The 15,553-nt window shown below is 63.9% G+C and carries 18 protein-coding genes; 7 read left to right on the forward strand and 11 right to left on the reverse strand.

Going from position 1 to position 15,553, the window contains the following annotated elements; all coding sequences use genetic code 11:
* Positions 1-43 precede the first annotated feature (43 nt).
* From INS93_RS05355 to INS93_RS05365, 3 genes are read left to right on the forward strand one after another with little or no spacing between them, the layout of a single operon-like run.
* Positions 44-283, forward strand: coding sequence for a CDGSH iron-sulfur domain-containing protein (locus tag INS93_RS05355; protein ID WP_160017149.1), 240 nt, complete (start codon positions 44-46; stop codon positions 281-283).
* Between the two features lie 32 nt (positions 284-315).
* The gene (locus tag INS93_RS05360) at positions 316-1,161 is read left to right on the forward strand and encodes an SDR family oxidoreductase (RefSeq protein WP_160017150.1); all 846 of its coding nucleotides are present in this window, start codon (positions 316-318) and stop codon (positions 1,159-1,161) included.
* Positions 1,161-1,904, forward strand: a complete 744-nt coding sequence (locus INS93_RS05365; protein WP_192980582.1) for a substrate-binding periplasmic protein — start codon at positions 1,161-1,163, stop codon at positions 1,902-1,904. The genes INS93_RS05360 and INS93_RS05365 overlap by 1 nt, the downstream gene beginning before the upstream one ends.
* Before the next feature lie 9 nt (positions 1,905-1,913).
* Here INS93_RS05365 and INS93_RS05370 read toward each other — a convergent pair whose 3' ends face one another.
* From INS93_RS05370 to INS93_RS05380, 3 genes are all read right to left on the reverse strand, one after another.
* On the reverse strand, positions 1,914-2,351 hold the full coding sequence (locus tag INS93_RS05370; RefSeq protein ID WP_192980583.1) for a VOC family protein: 438 nt from the start codon (positions 2,349-2,351) through the stop codon (positions 1,914-1,916).
* 59 nt (positions 2,352-2,410) lie between these two features.
* A complete protein-coding gene (locus INS93_RS05375) occupies positions 2,411-3,079 on the reverse strand; it encodes a hypothetical protein (protein WP_160017153.1) in 669 nt (222 codons plus the stop codon).
* 63 nt (positions 3,080-3,142) lie between these two features.
* The gene (locus tag INS93_RS05380; RefSeq protein WP_192980584.1) at positions 3,143-3,628 is read right to left on the reverse strand and encodes a YbaK/EbsC family protein; all 486 of its coding nucleotides are present in this window, start codon (positions 3,626-3,628) and stop codon (positions 3,143-3,145) included.
* A gap of 101 nt (positions 3,629-3,729) precedes the next feature.
* Here INS93_RS05380 and INS93_RS05385 point away from each other — a divergent pair, with 101 nt between their 5' ends.
* The 3 genes from INS93_RS05385 (at position 3,730) to INS93_RS05395 (ending at position 6,823) form a co-directional block, all read left to right on the forward strand.
* Complete coding sequence (locus INS93_RS05385) at positions 3,730-4,209, forward strand: NYN domain-containing protein (RefSeq protein ID WP_075749683.1); 480 nt, start codon at positions 3,730-3,732, stop codon at positions 4,207-4,209.
* Between the two features lie 386 nt (positions 4,210-4,595).
* Entirely contained in the window at positions 4,596-5,195 is a 600-nt protein-coding gene (locus INS93_RS05390) for a PolC-type DNA polymerase III (protein WP_192980585.1), read from the forward strand.
* Positions 5,196-5,479: 284 nt separating this feature from the next.
* A complete protein-coding gene (locus INS93_RS05395; RefSeq protein WP_192980586.1) occupies positions 5,480-6,823 on the forward strand; it encodes a DEAD/DEAH box helicase in 1,344 nt (447 codons plus the stop codon).
* A 65-nt stretch (positions 6,824-6,888) separates the two neighbouring features.
* On the opposite strand, the gene INS93_RS05400 is transcribed toward INS93_RS05395, so the two are convergent.
* The 4 genes from INS93_RS05400 to INS93_RS05415 all read right to left on the reverse strand — a co-directional run bounded on the left by INS93_RS05400 (position 6,889) and on the right by INS93_RS05415 (position 10,143).
* Positions 6,889-7,254, reverse strand: a complete 366-nt coding sequence (locus tag INS93_RS05400) for a VOC family protein (RefSeq protein ID WP_192980587.1) — start codon at positions 7,252-7,254, stop codon at positions 6,889-6,891.
* A gap of 83 nt (positions 7,255-7,337) precedes the next feature.
* Complete coding sequence (locus INS93_RS05405; protein ID WP_045736286.1) at positions 7,338-7,775, reverse strand: PAS domain-containing protein; 438 nt, start codon at positions 7,773-7,775, stop codon at positions 7,338-7,340.
* Between the two features lie 4 nt (positions 7,776-7,779).
* A complete protein-coding gene (locus tag INS93_RS05410; RefSeq protein WP_192980588.1) occupies positions 7,780-8,781 on the reverse strand; it encodes a response regulator in 1,002 nt (333 codons plus the stop codon).
* A 126-nt stretch (positions 8,782-8,907) separates the two neighbouring features.
* Positions 8,908-10,143, reverse strand: a complete 1,236-nt coding sequence (locus tag INS93_RS05415; protein WP_192980589.1) for a TIGR03862 family flavoprotein — start codon at positions 10,141-10,143, stop codon at positions 8,908-8,910.
* 257 nt (positions 10,144-10,400) lie between these two features.
* Between INS93_RS05415 and INS93_RS05420 the strand changes: the two genes are divergently transcribed.
* Positions 10,401-11,534, forward strand: a complete 1,134-nt coding sequence (locus tag INS93_RS05420) for an aminotransferase class V-fold PLP-dependent enzyme (protein ID WP_192980590.1) — start codon at positions 10,401-10,403, stop codon at positions 11,532-11,534.
* A 15-nt stretch (positions 11,535-11,549) separates the two neighbouring features.
* Here INS93_RS05420 and INS93_RS05425 read toward each other — a convergent pair whose 3' ends face one another.
* The 4 genes from INS93_RS05425 to trhA all read right to left on the reverse strand — a co-directional run bounded on the left by INS93_RS05425 (position 11,550) and on the right by trhA (position 15,519).
* Complete coding sequence (locus INS93_RS05425) at positions 11,550-12,374, reverse strand: class I SAM-dependent methyltransferase (protein ID WP_192980591.1); 825 nt, start codon at positions 12,372-12,374, stop codon at positions 11,550-11,552.
* 60 nt (positions 12,375-12,434) lie between these two features.
* Positions 12,435-13,355 (reverse strand): histone deacetylase, encoded by a 921-nt coding sequence (locus tag INS93_RS05430; RefSeq protein ID WP_192980711.1) that lies wholly within the window; start codon positions 13,353-13,355, stop codon positions 12,435-12,437.
* 267 nt (positions 13,356-13,622) lie between these two features.
* Positions 13,623-14,705, reverse strand: coding sequence for an L-dopachrome tautomerase-related protein (locus INS93_RS05435; RefSeq protein WP_192980592.1), 1,083 nt, complete (start codon positions 14,703-14,705; stop codon positions 13,623-13,625).
* A gap of 196 nt (positions 14,706-14,901) precedes the next feature.
* On the reverse strand, positions 14,902-15,519 hold the full coding sequence (trhA, locus tag INS93_RS05440; RefSeq protein WP_192980593.1) for a PAQR family membrane homeostasis protein TrhA: 618 nt from the start codon (positions 15,517-15,519) through the stop codon (positions 14,902-14,904).
* Positions 15,520-15,553 lie beyond the last annotated feature (34 nt).

The raw sequence follows: 15,553 nt of genomic DNA on the forward strand, positions 1-15,553 counted from the left end.
GGCCTGTCGGCCCAGGCATGCGCGATCCTGCCGGGAGGTTGCGATGAACCAGCCGCTGATCGCCCAGCGTGGCCCCTACGCGGTGGATGTGGAGGCCGGGCGGGATTATTTCTGGTGCCGTTGCGGGCACAGCGCCAGCCAGCCATTCTGCGATGGCAGCCACAAGGGCAGCGGGCTGACGCCACAGAAGTACCATGCCGAGCGCGCCGAACGGGTATTTTTCTGTGGCTGCAAGCACACGGCCACGCCACCCTGTTGCGATGGCAGCCATAACAGGTTGTAGTGTCGGCGAGGCCAGGGCAGCGGGAGCAACGCATGTATCGCAAGGTATTCGCCAACAAGGTGTTCGACCGCAAGGTCGTACTCATCACGGGAGGGTGTGCCGGCATCGGTCGCGCCCTGGCGATGCGCCTGGCCCAGGCTGGTGCGCGGCTGGTGATTCTCGATCTGCAGCAGGCGTCGCTGGACAGCCTGGTGCAGCACCTGGCCGATCATCACAACGCCGAGGCTCTGGGCCTGCTCTGCGACGTCGCTGACGCCGAGGCGGTGCAGCGCGCGGTGGCGCTGGCGGTGGAGCGTTTCGGCGGCATCGATGTGCTGGTCAACAATGCCGGCATCACTCATCGCAGCACCTTCGCCGAGACCAGTCTGGAGGTCTTCCAGCGGGTCATGGCGGTCAACTATTTCGGTGCGCTCTACTGCACCCAGGCGGCGCTGCCCAGCCTGATTGCGCGGGGCGGGCAGATCATCGTGCTCAGCTCGCTATCGGGCATCGCGCCGTTGCTCTATCGCAGCGCTTACAACGCCAGCAAGCACGCGCTGCACGGCTTGTTCGAGACACTGCGCTTTGAGCTCAAGGGCTCGGGTGTGAACGTGATGCTGGTGTGCCCTGGCTTTACCGCGACTGATCTGCGCAAGAATGCCCTGGTCGGTGACGGCTCGGTGGCCGCCCAGCCACCCTTGGCGATGGGCAAGGTGGCTTCGCCGCAGGATGTCGCCGAGGCCATCTACCATGGGGCGCTCAAGCGTCGGCGTCTGTTGGTGTTGTCCAACGTCGATTGGCGTGCCCGGGTGCTGGCGCGCTTCTTCCCGAGGCTGTTCGAGCGGGTGCTGCTACCGCGGCTTTCCGGGTTGCGACCACAGCGTTCGGGGCGCAATTGATGCGCCTCTGGCTGCTCGCACTGCTGATCCTGGCGCCTCTGTGCCGTGCTGGCGAGGGCGAACCCTTGCGGGTGATCACTGACCTCTGGCCGCCCTTTCGCATGGAAGACGAGAACGGTCAGTTGCAGGGGCTGGATATCGATCTGCTGGCCGAACTGTCACGGCGCACCGGGCTGCGCTTCGACGTGGAGCGGGCGCCCTGGGCGAGAGGGCTGGCTGCGCTGGAGCAGGGCAAGGCCGACCTGATGACCGGGCTAGCCAGGACGGCGGAGCGTGAGCGTTATATCCAGTATCTGGAGGCGCCGTACTACGCGTGCTCGCCGCGTTTCTACGCCAATCCGGTGCTGGCCACGCGCCTGGACGACTACGAGAAGCTTCGCGGGCTGCGCATCGGCTATGTGCTGGAGTCGGTGTACTTCCGGCCGTTCGATGGCGATCAGGCGTTGAACAAGGTCGGTGTCAGTAACGAGAGCCAGTTGCTGCAGATGCTCGTGCGCGGCCGTATCGACGTGCTGGTGGGCACTGACTGCCAGGTTGACTACGCCTTGCTGACTCCCGAACTGGGCGGTCGCATCGTCAAGGCTGCCTACCGTCCCGAGGCGCGCACCGATCTCTACATCGGTTTTTCTCGTCAGCGCCTGGAGCGTCTGCCGCAACTTGCGGCTGCGCTGGAGACCCTGCTACGCGAGGGTTGGGTAGCGCGAGCGGCTCGGCGTTACCAAGTGGTAGTGGCGCATCAATAGCAGGCCCTGTCAGCCATGATCGTGTGGTTCGACGTACAGCTCGTACATCAGCTCCATATCCCAGTAAGCCGCCTCGATCTTGTGGCCGTCGAGGTCCCTGACGAAACAACCGTAGTAGGGCTCGCCGTAGTCCGGGCGTGGGCCTGGCTGGCCTTCGTCCGCGCCGCCGGCTGCCAGCGCCGCCTCGTGAAAGGCATGTACCGAGGCCTTGTCCGGGGCGACGAAGCCGAAGTGGCTGCCGTTGCCGAGCGTCGCCGGCTGACCATTGATTGGCGTCTGCACCCAGAACTCCGGGTACTCGCGGCCGAAGGCCACTGCCCCGGGATGGCGCATGATTTCCCGGCAACCGAGAGTGGCCAGCACCTTGGCGTAGAAGGCGCTGGCGGCGCCGAAGTTGTTGGTGCCGATGGACACGTGGGACAGGATGCTGGGATTTGTTTCGCTCATGGCGCTCTCCTTACACTGGCCAAAGCTGCAAGCCTAGCAGGTAGTTTTTCAACAGCCTGCTAGTCACTGTTCTCGCTATTCGCCGCCTGCTGCGGTTCGAGCAACATGAAAAGGCGAAATAGCACCACGATGGCGAACAGTTGCAGGAAGCCGTTGCCGGTCTGATGCAGCACCCATAGCAGGGTGTCGCTCTGACTCGGTTGCGTCCACCAGTCGAGCAGCCACAACGGCACCAGCACGTTGGCCAGGCAGGCGAACACCGGCCAGAAGCGCCCTTCGGTCAGCGTGAAGCTGGCCTGCAACGCGCGTAGCGGCGGCTCCTGGCGCAGTACCAGAATCAGTTCGGAGAAGGCCAGGCGCATCATGATCCAGATGCCCGGCACGATGAACAGCGACAGGCCGAGCATGATTGCCAGGGTGCTCAATCCGGTCATCAGGGCGAAGGCTGGCCACAGTTGCAGGCCGGCCGCGAACAGCGGCGCGTTGGCGGGCGTCTGGCCGATGCTGCGCGCATGCAGGAAGAGAATCAGCGGCGCGGCATACAGCGGGTAGAAGAGAATGCCGAGCAGCACGCCATAGGCCGGGTTGGCACCTTCGCCGAGCTGGGCGGCGAGGATCGTCTGGGCGATGGCTTCGAGCAGCAACAGCGGCAGGGTCAGGCGGGCAATGGCCAGCAGGTTGTGGCTGGAGAAAAACCAGGCGTCGCGCAGGACGGACAGAGGCTTCATCGGCAGGTTACCAAGTGTGTGGGCGTGGGCGCTGTAGCCTTTCGCCGGGGCAGTCGAATGAGTTCAAGGGTACTCCAGCTGCGCGTTTGGCAGTGCGGCGAGCAGACGCGGTAGTTCGTTACCAGGCACTTCCAGGGTCAGCTCGGGCGGGCCGGGTGAATACAGCAAAAAGTCGCAGGCCAGCGCCGCACGATCGATCAGCAGGGTGATGCTGGCGTCATGTCCGAACGGACAGGCGCACATCGGCACGCAGCCGGTGTGCTCGATCAGTTCCTCGTCGCTGGCGATGCGCGGGCGACTGCCGAGCAGCGCTTTGAGCCTGGCCCAGTCGGCGCGGGCGCCTTCGACGCTGATCAGCATTGCGTATCTCTGCGGCCCCATGCACAGGAACAGGCTCTTGCTCTCCACGCCGCGCAGGCCAAAACGCTGGCGCACGGCATGAGCGGTGGGGTAATCCAGCACCGGCTCGTGTTCGACCAGTCGATGAGCGATATCCAGGCGTTGCAGCAGTTCGAGATTGCGCTGGCAAAGCAGTTGTAGAGGCGTCATGGCGCCAAGGATAGGGTCTGCGCCGCGCCTGGGCCAGCCCCGGCCGCATCCGCGGCCCAGCTCTGGCATACTGGCGGCTTCGTTGCCCCCGAGGACTCCCGGTGAAGAAGATCGCCGTATTCGCCGATGTGCAGAACCTCTACTACACGGTGCGCCAGGTCTATGGCTGCCACTTCGACTACAGCGTGCTGTGGGCCGAGGTCAGTCGCCGTGGTGTGATCGTTGAAGCGTACGCCTACGCCATCGACCGTGGCGACGCCAAGCAGCAGCAGTTCCAGCAGATCCTGCGCAAGCTGGGCTTCACCGTGAAGCTCAAACCCTACATCCAGCGCAGCGACGGTTCGGCCAAGGGCGACTGGGACGTCGGCATCACCATCGACGTGCTCGATGCCGTCGAGCGCGTCGACGAGATCGTTCTGGCCTCTGGCGATGGCGATTTCGACTTGCTGCTCGAGCGCGTGCGCAGCCGTGGTGTCGAGGCTATCGCCTATGGCGCGCCCGGGCTGACGGCGCAGTCGCTGATCCGCGCCGCCAGCTTGTATGTGCCCATCGAGGGTGAGCTTTTGCTACGTAATCACTGAGAACTTGTAAGAACTTGTAAGAACTTGTTCACGATCTGCTGCGCGTCGGCCCTACTGCGTTAAAAACAGGCTCGGAAAGCCGCTCGCGGCTAACGCGCTTCAGCGCGGTCCGAAGGACGAGTGCAACGAGCAATGCTCATTTACAGCTCGTAAAGTCGAGCGCGACTCCGACCGTTCCTCGCCTGTTTTTGCGGGGCCGCCATCGGTGTTGTATGGCTCTAGCTCGCGAGATTGTGAACAGGTTCTAAGCCTACTGCGTTCGGTATCCCGCGCTTCGGCTGTGCTCGCAATGCTTATGTATTTCACTACACTCCGCTTGCTGCGCGCAGGCGAAACGCGACCTGCCTTCGCTCGCGACGACTTCTCAACACGTTCTGAGGTTTTATTTGGAATCCATCGCTGTCATCGACTTCGAAACCACCGGCGTGTCGCCGAGCCAGGCGCGCGCCACCGAGATCGGCGTGGCGATCATCGAGGACGGGCGCATCGTCGACCGCTACCAGAGCCTGATGAATAGCGGTGCCTGGGTGCCGCCATTCATCGAGCAGCTCACCGGTATCAGCAACGCCATGCTGCGCAACGCGCCGCCGTCGGATCAGGTGATGAACGAGGTGGCCAACTTCATCGGGGAAAGGCCGCTGCTGGCGCATAACGCGTCCTTCGACCAGAAGTTCTGGGACGCCGAACTGGCGCGTGTGCGCCGTCGTCGTGCGCAGCCCTTCGCCTGCTCGCTGCTGCTATCGCGGCGCCTGTTGCCCGAGGCACCTAGCCACAAGCTGGGCAACCTCAACGCTTGGGCCGGCTTGCCGGATACCGGCCGAGCTCACCGCGCTCTGGCCGATGCCGAGATGGCAGCGAACCTGACGTTGCATCTGTTCGGCCTGCTGCGTGAGCGCCATGGCCGGCACCAGGCCGACCATGCCTTTCTCTGTCAGTTGCAGAACCTCTCCGCCGCCAAGGTGCGTGCGCTATTGGCCGCTGGCTAGCGCAGCGCAAACTCTGGCTTTGTAGAGCGGCTGGGTGGCATTGCGTTTCAGTCGCGCGCTCTTGTCGCGGCTAAAGCCCCTCCCACGGATTCGTAGCCTTCATCGATGGACGGTATGCCGGGGGATTTCGCGGCTGAAGCCGCTCCTACAAGTTGGTAGCCAGGATCGCTGGCGATAAGCGCTGTGGGAGGCGTTTCAGCGGCGATCTTTATCGAGGTTGAAGGCGCTCGGCTGGGGGACAGGGTAAACTGCGCGCCTGTTCCCATTGCCTCGCCGGTTGCCCCATGACCTTCGCCTCTCTCGGTTTGATCGAGCCGTTGCTGCATACCCTTACTGACCTCGACTACCAGACCCCGACCCCGGTGCAGAACCAGGCCATTCCCGCGGTGCTCAAGGGCCGTGACCTGATGGCCGCAGCGCAGACCGGTACCGGCAAGACCGCCGGTTTCGCCCTGCCGCTGCTGCAGCGTCTGACCCTGGAAGGCCCGCAGGTCGCCAGCAACAGCGTGCGTGCGCTGGTGCTGACGCCAACCCGCGAACTGGCCGAGCAGGTACTGCAGAGCTTTTTGAGCTATGGCCAGCACCTGCCGCTGACCAGCTATGCGGTGTACGGCGGCGTCAGTATCAACCCGCAGATGATGAAGCTGCGCAAGGGTGTCGATGTGCTGGTGGCCACGCCGGGGCGACTGCTCGACCTGTATCGGCAGAACGCGGTGAAGTTCTCCCAGTTGCAGACCCTGGTGCTGGATGAGGCCGACCGCATGCTCGACCTGGGTTTTGCCCGCGAGCTGGACGAGCTGTTCAGTGCACTGCCGAAAAAGCGCCAGACCCTGCTGTTCTCCGCCACCTTCTCCGATGCCATCCGGCAGATGGCCGGCGAGTTGTTGCGCGATCCGCTGTCGGTGGAAGTCAGCCCGCGCAACGCTGCTGCCAAGACCGTCAAGCAATGGCTGATTCCGGTGGACAAGAAGCGCAAGAGCGAGCTGTTCCTGCACCTGCTGCAGGAAAACCGCTGGGGCCAGGTGCTGGTGTTCGCCAAGACCCGCAAGGGCGTCGATCAGCTCGAGCAGGAACTGCTGGCCATGGGCGTGTCTGCTGATTCGATTCACGGCGACAAGCCACAGCCGAGCCGCCTGCGTGCGCTGGAGCGCTTCAAGGCCGGCGACGTGCAGATTCTGGTGGCCACCGACGTGGCCGCACGTGGGCTGGATATCGACGACCTGCCGCTGGTGGTCAACCTCGATCTGCCGATCAACGCCGAAGACTACGTGCACCGTATCGGCCGTACCGGCCGCGCCGGCAGCACCGGCGAGGCGATCTCCCTGGTCTGCGCCGATGAGGTGGATCAGCTGGCGGCGATCGAGAACCTGACCCAGCARTTGATCAAGCGTGTCGATGAGCCGGACTTCATTCCCGATCACCGCGTACCGCTGACGGCGGTCGGTGGCCAGGTGCTGAAGAAACCGAAGAAGCCCAAGCAGAAGCTGATCCCTGGTGCGGCCAAGCCTGCCGGCAAGGGCAATATTCACCTCGGCCGCTGGTTCGAGGAAGAGGACGCCAAGCCCAAGGCCAAGGCGGTGCGCAAGGTGCCGAGCTTCGGCAGCAAGCCCAAGGGCGGCAAGAAGTAGGTGGGATCTCTGTTGGCGGGTTGCACCCGCCCTACGGCACGCTGTGGGAGGGGCTTTAGCCGCGACTAGTCGATGTTCTGGCCGATTCGCCACAGCACGCCGCTAGGATCGAACACCATGAACTCGCGCATGCCCCAGGGCTGATCCTGCGGCGCGATCAGTCGCGTGCCGAACCGCTCATCCAGGCGGGCTGCCTGAATCTGCTGCCACCACGCATCGACTTCTTCCACCAGCAGGTGCATGACGAAGTTCTCCGCCTGCTCCTTCACGTAGAAGTTCTGCAGCAGAAAGGCGCAGTGATCACCATGGCTGAAATAGGCCATCTGTTCGTCCGACCAACCGCGCTTGAAGCCCATGGCCTGGTAGAAATCCATGCTCAGGGCGAAGTCCCGTGCCGGGACGAAGGTTTTCAGTTCAACGCTGCGCAGCATGTAAATTCCTTTTTCGTCAGAGCCCGGATGCAATCCGGGAGCACCTGGCACCGGCCCCGGATCGCATCCGGGCTACGGCGTTTTTATCGAGCCGGTTGCGCCAGTGCCGCCACGGCTGCAGCGGTCATGTCATAGATCACCAGGCACACATGCTCCACCGGCTGGCCGGCCAGCGGCAACAGGGTGACGTTCTGGTACATGAAGTCGGCCTGGCCGGTGATCGGCTGGTAACTCTTGAAGCGCATCAGGTAGGGGCGCTGCTGCCAAAGGCTGAAGGCACGGGTGCCCAATTGCACCACGCTTTCCACCTTGCGCTCCAGCCAGGGGCGGTCAATGTCCGGGAACAGCTCGAACAACGAACGCCCCTGTACCTGGTCCGGCCCCAGCCCGGAGTGGTTCTCCATGAAGGCATTCCACACTTCGACGCGGTATTGGCGGTCGAGCACCACCACACCGACGTCGATGCATTGCACGATGTCGAGCAGCCAGTGAACTTCCTTGATATCGATCTGTGCGGGCATCGCCTCACTCCATCAGGTAGCCGATCTTGTCGGTCAGGCGTTTGATCGAATCTTCGGTGAACAACAACAGCAGGTCGAAGTGGATGGCATGGCCTTCCAGGCTGTAGCTGATCTCCACGGCCAGGGTCTTGCGCCAGCGCTGACGGTTGACCTGGATCAGCTGGTCGAGACTGGCATGCTGGCCGAGCAACTGCGGGTGGCCCTGGGAGAAGCGCAGGTCGAGTTGCTCGGCGACGCCGGCCAGGCAGGCGCCGGTCAGGATGCTGGCCAGGTCCAGCAACATCTCCGAGGTTTGCGCTTCGTTCTCCGGCTGCCAGCCGAGCAGGCGCGCCATGTCGTCCACTTCCGAGTCATGGAACAGCAGCAGCGCCTCTCCGGCGATGGCCTCGCCGATGAAACCCTGGCAGATGGCGCTGAAGCGCTCGCCGCGTTGGGCGTCGAGCAGGGTCATGTGCAGCTCGCTGACTTCGAAGATATTCACCTGCGGCACCGGCAACTGCACGAATACACCCAGCACCTTGGCCAGCAACGCGGCGGCGCGGCCCATGGCGACGTTGCTGACCTCGCGCAGGGCATCGCGGAAGCTGACCTTGAGTTCTGACAGCGCAGCGGCCTGGGCCTGCGCCGCTGGCGTGGCGTGCGGGTCGAACAGCTTCAGATCGATCAGTGTCTGGCGCAGGATCTCGGGGTCGGCGGGTTTCTTGATGAAGGCCAGGGCACCCAGCTCACGCACGCGGCGAACGGCTTCTTCCTGCACGTCGCCCGACACCACGATGACCTGGCTGCTGAGCCCTTCTGCGCGCAGCGCGGCCAGGGTTTGGTAGCCATCGAGCACTGGCATGGTCAGGTCGAGCAGCATGACCTGGCCCAACCCCTGGCGGATCGATGCCAGCGCCTCTTCGCCGTTGCTGGCCTGGCTGAGGGAAACCGGCCACTCAGCCGGCAGCGCGCGGATCAATTGCTTGCGCGCCATGTTGGAGTCGTCACAGACCAGCAGCGGGATCACGGCGGGGAATTACCTGTGTGGGAAGCGCCAATTCTGAGCATAGACGCAGCCCTAGTCAGGGCACAGCAGTTTTCATGCGTAGGGCGGGTGAAACCCGCCAGATCAAAGTGGCGGGTTGCCCCCGCCCTACGGACTCAGCCAGCGCAGCATGCCCTGTGCTGCCACCCGCCCGCTGGCGAAGCAGGCGGTCAGCAGGTAGCCGCCGGTGGGCGCTTCCCAGTCGAGCATCTCGCCGGCGCAGAACACGCCGGGCAGGGTCTTGAGCATCAGGCCTGCGTCCAGTTCCGCGAAGGGCACGCCGCCGGCGCTGCTGATTGCCTCGTCCAGCGGTCGGGTGCGCACCAGGGTGATTGGTAGCGCCTTGATCCACGCTGTCAGTGCGGCTGGATCGGCGAAGGTTTCAGCGGGTGCAAGCTCGCGCAGCAGGGCGGCCTTCACCCCATCGAGGCCGGCCTGGCGATGCAGATGCTTGGCCATCGAGTGTTTGCCGCGTGGTTTGGCCAGCGCCTGTTGCAGCCTGGCCAGCGGCATCTGCGGCAACAAGTCGAGGTGAATCACGGCCAGGCCATCGGCCTCGATGGCACGACGGATATCGGCGGAAAAGGCGTACACCAGGCTGCCTTCGATACCGCCTGCAGTCAGCACGAACTCGCCGATGCGAGGCGCCTGGTCGGGCAGGCCAAGGGCAATGTTCTTCAGCGGCGCACCGGCGAATTTCTCCCTGAGGTGATCGCTCCAGCCGGCGACCTCGAAACCGCAGTTGCTTGGCTTCAGCGCTGCCACCTCGACGCCGCGAGCTTGCAGCAGGGGCACCCAGGCGCCATCGGAGCCCAGCCGCGCCCAGCTGCCGCCGCCCAGTGCCAGCAGGCAGGCATCGGCGGCCAGTGCGCGCTCACCATCCGGGCCAGCGATACGCAGGCTGCCATCGGCGTTCCATCCCAGCCAGCGGCTGCGCGTGTGGATGACTACACCCAGTTCGCGCAGGCGGCGCAGCCAGGCGCGTAGCAGCGGCGCGGCCTTCATGTCGCTAGGGAATACGCGGCCGGAGGTGCCGACGAAGGTGTCTATGCCCAGACCATGAATCCATGTGCGCAGGGCATCGGCGTCGAACTCGCGTAGCAGCGCCGCGACGTCGGCCTGACGCTCGCCATAACGACCAATGAAGGCGTCCCTGGGCTCGGAGTGGGTGATGTTCATGCCGCCGACGCCGGCCAGCAGGAATTTACGCCCCACCGAGGGCATGGCATCGAACAACTCCACGCGCACGCCACCCTGTGCCAGCACTTCGGCAGCCATCAGCCCGGCAGGGCCGCCGCCGATGATGGCGACGTGATGAGCGGTGGTCGGGCTGTGTGTGGTCATGGCGGCGGGGCGGTCAGGGAACGGCTGCGTATTCTACCAGGCAGTTGAAAAACGTAGGCGAGGCAGGCAAGACAAGGCAAAAACAGCCGAAAAAGCGCAGTTTACGTGCTGTAAATGAGCATTTTGAGGCTGTTTTTAACGCAGTATTGCCAACGCAGGTAGTTTTTCAGCAGCCTGGTACCCGAGTGCTCCCCGGCCTTGTCATTTGCTCAGGCTTAGGGCAGGTTCTGGTCGAACCTTTTCGGCTGGAGCCCGTTATGTCCCAGATCTGCCCCGACATCGATCCCGATGGCCTGATCGAATATTCGGTGGTCTACACCGACCGCTCGCTGAACCATATGTCGCAGTCGTTCCAGGGCGTGATGCGCGATATCTCCGCCACCCTGAAACAGGTCTACAACGCCCATGCCGTGGCGGTGGTACCGGGCAGCGGCACCTATGGCATGGAAGCGGTGGCGCGGCAGTTGGCGACCGCTCAGAAGTGCCTGGTGATCCGCAACGGCTGGTTCAGCTACCGCTGGACGCAGATCTTCGAAATGGGCCGGATTCCTGCCGAGGCGCGGGTGCTCAAGGCGCGCCCGGTCGCTGACGGCCCGCAGGCGGCCTTCGCCCCGGCGCCGCTGGACGAAGTGCTGGCCACCATCGCCGCCGAGAAACCGCAGGTGGTGTTCGCCCCGCACGTGGAAACCTCCTCGGGCATGATCCTGCCGGACGACTACCTGCGCGCGGTGAGCGACGCGGTGCATGCCGTCGGCGGCCTGTTCGTGCTCGATTGCATTGCCTCCGGCACCCTCTGGGTGGACATGCAGGCCTGTGGCATCGACGTGCTGATCAGCGCCCCGCAGAAAGGCTGGAGCGCCTCGCCTTGCTGCGCCCTGGTGATGATGAGTGAAGCGGCTCAGGCGCGTGTCGAATCGACCCAGAGCACCAGCTTCGCCTGCGACCTGAAGAAGTGGCTGCAGATCATGCAGTCCTACGAGCAGGGCGGCCACGCCTACCACGCCACCATGCCCAGCGACGCCCTGGCGCGTTTCCGCGATGCCATGCTCGAGGCCAAGACCCTCGGTTTTGACAGGGTGCGCGAGCAACAGCAGGAACTCGGTGACCGGGTGCGCGCACTGCTGGCGGCGCGTGGCTTCAACAGCGTCGCGGGGAAGGGCTTCGAAGCGCCAGGGGTGGTGGTTTGCTACACCGACGACGCGCAGATCAAGACCGGCGCCAAGTTCGCCGCCATCGGCCTGCAGATCGCCGCCGGCGTGCCGCTGCAATGCGACGAGCCGGCGGACTTTCAGACCTTCCGCCTCGGCCTGTTCGGGCTGGACAAACTCGGCAACATCGACCGCACCGTGGCCACTCTGGAGCAGGCGTTGGACAGGGTGCTGGCCGGCTAATCACGGCTCTGCTCGTCAGCGATTCTTCACGGCCTGCAGCGTGTAGCTCAGCGGCAGGCGCTCGGGCCGTGAACGCAGACGCCATTCGCCGTCTGCGCCCAACTGCATCTGCCCGGGCAGGGCTTCCCAAGGCAGGCACTCGTGTTCTTCCAGGGCGGTGAGCGTCATGCCATGGCGCAGCAAGGCCGAGATGATCTCACCCAGGCCGTGATTCCATTCGTGGGTAACGCTGGCTGTGAGCGTCGCTTCGGTCTGCACGTAGGTTTGCTCGTCATCCCAGACCAGCGGCTCGTGGTGTTCGAAGTACGGATGGGCGATGCGCAATTGATCTTCGCACGTCTCGTCCAGGCTCAGCAGAACGGGATGCGCCTCGCGCAGAAAGAGGCGCCCGCCGGGCTTGAGCAACACCGCAACATTGCGCGCCCAATCATCGATGCGCGGCAGCCAGTTGAGGGCGCCGATGCTCGTGTAGATCAGGTCGTATCGCCGCTCGCCGAGCGCTTGTGCCGCATCGTAGACCGAGGCTTCGACGAAGTGGATGCGCTGCAGGCAGGCGTCAGCCAGGCGGCGCGCCTGCTCCAGCGAGGCGCAGGAGAAGTCCAGGCCGGTGAGCCGCGCGCCCAGGCGGGCCAGTGACAGGGTATCGGTGCCGATATGGCATTGCAGATGGAGCGCTTCCAGCCCTTGGATATCTCCGAGGCGAGGCAGATCGAAGCGCACGACATCGGACAGGTGTTCGGCCGACTCGATGAATTTCTGCACCTGATAGTCGGGCGAGGCCGCGTGCAGTGCGGCGCGTTCGTTCCAGTTGGCCTTGTTCAGCTCGAATGAGTCATCCATGACGCTGTTTCCATATAGGGATAAAACACGATTATGCCGAGGTGTCGTCAGGTGTGCTCGTCAACCCAACCCACGCGCCGCCCACACCTTCGCCGCGCTGTGGTGCAGGATGCCGTGGCGGCGGGCGAGTGCGGCGTGGTCCTTCGAGTAGCCGCCGCCGATCACCCCCAGCACCGGAATGTCGCGGCCCAGGCAGTGCTGCAGCACGGCTTCGTCACGGGCCGCCAGGCCGGCGTCGGTGAGTTGCAGGTAGCCCAGGGCATCGTCCTTGTGCACGTCGACGCCCGCATCGTAGAGCACCAGGTCCGGCTGATAGATCGGCAGCAGGTAGTTGAGGATGTCGTCCACCACCTTCAGGTAGTCCTCGTCGCCCATGCCGCGCGGCAGGGGGATGTCCCAGTCGCTCTGCGCCTTGCGTGCCGGGAAGTTCTGCTCGCAATGCAGTGACACGGTAACGGCATCCGGCTCGTCTTCCAGCAGCCGCGCGGTGCCGTCGCCCTGATGCACGTCGCAATCGAAGATCAGTACGCGGTGCACGCGGCCGGCTTCGAGCAGGTAGCGGGCGATCACCGCCAGGTCGTTGAAGATGCAGAAACCGGAGGGGAAGTCGTAGTGCGCATGGTGCGTGCCGCCAGCCAGGTGGCAGGCCAGGCCGTGACGCAGCGCCAATTCGGCGGTCAGCAGCGAACCGCCCACGGCGCGCACGGTGCGCCGCGCCAGGGCATCGCTCCAGGGCAGACCTAGGCGGCGCTGGTCTTCATATGACAGCTCGCCGGCCATGTAACGGGCGATGTAGTCGGGGCAGTGAACCAGGGCGAGAACATCCGCCGGGCAAAGTTCGGGGCGTTGCAACTCGGCATCGGTGGTCAGGCCACTGTCGACCAGGTGATCGCGCAGCAGACGGAATTTCTCCATGGGGAAACGATGCCCGGCCGGAAAGGGCGGGCTGTAGTCCTCGTGGTAGACCAGCGGTAGCGGCATAGAGTAAGTGCTCATCGAATCGACGGCATATGGTCGCAGCCAATCGAGGCAATCTCCATGCCTCTGATCGAAACCTTCTTCGAGCGAAAGCTGACTTTCTGTGCTGACGTCCACTCGTCCACAGCACCGGACAGGGCCGGTGCTGTGGGAATGGCCTGGTGGGCAATGCCCCTGGTGTTGTAAACGGCGACCGAACGGATAGGCACAGTAGTAGGTACGGTGATCTCCGTCAGGGCACGGATGATGCCGGCAGTGGTGCGGGGTGGCTTATTCTCCCGGCCACACGCGCATCACGCGATAAGGCGGTTTGCCGCTGTCGGTGCCACCGGTGAAGGCCGGGGTTTTGTATAGCTGATTGACCGATATATACAGCCAGCCGTCGTGACCGATATGTACGCTGTCCGGCCAGTCCAGTCGGGCGTCGCGTACCAGCGGCTTGAGCGTGCCATCGGTATCGAGCAGGTCGATGCCGTTGTCGTTGAGGTTGGTGAAAAAATGCCGGCCCTTGGCGTCGGTGCCGGCGCCGTCGGAAACGGGCTTGGCACCGACTCGCTGGATGGCAGCCGCGATTTGCTCGTCGCTGGCGCCGTCACGCAGCAGCTTGCTGGGCAACGAGTACCAGCTCTTGCCGCTCATTGCACCGAAGTACAGGGTGGCATGGTCGGCCGACAGGGTGATCGGATTGACCGCCACGTTGGCAGGTTTGCCCTGGAACTGAATCGGCACGCCGCCGATGACCATTCTGGCGTCGGGCTCTGCTTGCAGCGCGGCATGGCCGCTGAAGCGCCGCGTCTTGCCGCTGCTGATCTCTACGGCGATCAGGCCGGGGTTGGCGATGTCCGCCAGGTAGATCCAGCCAGCGTTGTCGTCGACGGCCAGATCCTGGATGAAGCTGCCTTTGGGCGCTATATCGGCAGGCAGCTCAATGCGATACAGCTCATCGCCAGTCGCCACATCGAAGCCCCACAGGCGTGTTTTGCCCAGGTTCAGGCCCATGTCGGTTATCCACAGGCGGTTCTTGCCATCGATGGCGATGCCCAGCGGCGTATCGATCTGCGCATCGTTGGCAGCGGCGGTGCCGCGTTGCACCGTGCTGGTGGGCCAGGGTTTGTAGCTTTCGCGGCCAGTGATCTCGATCAGTTGAGCGGCTGCGGGCGCCCCCAGGGGATGGACCGTGGCAAACACCCGGTTGTCCGCGCTGGGAGCGACGTTGCCGGGGCGGATCGGTAGTTCGGCGACTACTTCCAGGTCGCCGACCTTGGCTGCAAGGGCCGAGTTGAAGAACGGTATGGAAATAGCCAGCAGGGTAGCGCTGGCTGCCCGGCGGATGGGGCGAGAAAGAGACGTCATGACAGGTTTCCTGTTGTGCGCTGGGAAAGGCGAATGCGCTACACAAGCGTTATTCGCCGTTGCGGCTGCCTCGGTGATTGATGGCGGCGAGTATTCGCCCTGAGGCCGGTAGGCAGTGAGGTCCAGTGTGGCTTTATCAGCAAAGATGAAAAAGACTGGCCCTGTTGAACGTCTTTCAATCGGCGCACGAAAGTCGTCACAGCACGTAGAACAGAATCGCCACGAAGTGCAGCAGGCTGCCGGCCATGACGAACAGGTGCCAGATGCCATGCCAATGGCGAAAGCGACTGTCGTAAGCGAAGAAAATGATGCCCACGGTGTAGAGCACGCCACCCGCCGCCAGCCACTTGAAACCGGTCATGCCCAGGGCGGCGATCAAGGGCTTTACCGCCACCAGCACGATCCAGCCCATCACCGCGTAGATGATCAACGACAGCACGCGTGCTTCGGAGCGGGGTTTGATTTCCTGCAGCATGCCGATCACCGCAAGGCTCCATACGATGCCGAACAAGCTCCAGCCCCAGGGACCACGTAGGGTTACCAGACAGAAAGGGGTGTAACTGCCGGCAATAAGCAGGTAGATCGACAGGTGATCGAGTTTTTGCATCACCCGTTTCGCCGGGCCGCGCATGCTGTGGTAGAGGGTGGAGATGCTGTACAGCAATATCAGGGTGACGCCATAGATGGCCACCGCGACGATCTTCCAGAGATCGCCCGTGGAGCTGGCCAGTGCCAGCAGCCATACTGCACCGATGGCTGCAAGCACAGCGCCGATCAGGTGGCTCCAGGCGTTGAATTTTTCTCCGTGGTACATGCTATCTGCCGTCTTCCGTTACGCCTGGCTTTGC

Source organism: Pseudomonas sp. EggHat1 (assembly GCF_014892995.1).
Lineage (GTDB): Bacteria > Pseudomonadota > Gammaproteobacteria > Pseudomonadales > Pseudomonadaceae > Aquipseudomonas > Aquipseudomonas chaetocerotis.

What these genes read in the sequence shown, in the direction of transcription:
- INS93_RS05430 (WP_192980711.1), bottom strand. Translation starts at nt 13,355, where the DNA reads ATGCCGCTACCGCTGGTCTACCACGAGGACTACAGCCCGCCCTTTCCG.
- INS93_RS05400 (WP_192980587.1), bottom strand. Translation starts at nt 7,254, where the DNA reads ATGCTGCGCAGCGTTGAACTGAAAACCTTCGTCCCGGCACGGGACTTC.
- INS93_RS05415 (WP_192980589.1), bottom strand. Translation starts at nt 10,143, where the DNA reads ATGACCACACACAGCCCGACCACCGCTCATCACGTCGCCATCATCGGC.
- trhA (WP_192980593.1), bottom strand. Translation starts at nt 15,519, where the DNA reads ATGTACCACGGAGAAAAATTCAACGCCTGGAGCCACCTGATCGGCGCT.
- INS93_RS05365 (WP_192980582.1), top strand. Translation starts at nt 1,161, where the DNA reads ATGCGCCTCTGGCTGCTCGCACTGCTGATCCTGGCGCCTCTGTGCCGT.
- INS93_RS05420 (WP_192980590.1), top strand. Translation starts at nt 10,401, where the DNA reads ATGTCCCAGATCTGCCCCGACATCGATCCCGATGGCCTGATCGAATAT.
- INS93_RS05360 (WP_160017150.1), top strand. Translation starts at nt 316, where the DNA reads ATGTATCGCAAGGTATTCGCCAACAAGGTGTTCGACCGCAAGGTCGTA.
- INS93_RS05355 (WP_160017149.1), top strand. Translation starts at nt 44, where the DNA reads ATGAACCAGCCGCTGATCGCCCAGCGTGGCCCCTACGCGGTGGATGTG.
- INS93_RS05405 (WP_045736286.1), bottom strand. Translation starts at nt 7,775, where the DNA reads ATGCCCGCACAGATCGATATCAAGGAAGTTCACTGGCTGCTCGACATC.
- INS93_RS05380 (WP_192980584.1), bottom strand. Translation starts at nt 3,628, where the DNA reads ATGACGCCTCTACAACTGCTTTGCCAGCGCAATCTCGAACTGCTGCAA.
- INS93_RS05425 (WP_192980591.1), bottom strand. Translation starts at nt 12,374, where the DNA reads ATGGATGACTCATTCGAGCTGAACAAGGCCAACTGGAACGAACGCGCC.
- INS93_RS05435 (WP_192980592.1), bottom strand. Translation starts at nt 14,705, where the DNA reads ATGACGTCTCTTTCTCGCCCCATCCGCCGGGCAGCCAGCGCTACCCTG.
- INS93_RS05370 (WP_192980583.1), bottom strand. Translation starts at nt 2,351, where the DNA reads ATGAGCGAAACAAATCCCAGCATCCTGTCCCACGTGTCCATCGGCACC.
- INS93_RS05375 (WP_160017153.1), bottom strand. Translation starts at nt 3,079, where the DNA reads ATGAAGCCTCTGTCCGTCCTGCGCGACGCCTGGTTTTTCTCCAGCCAC.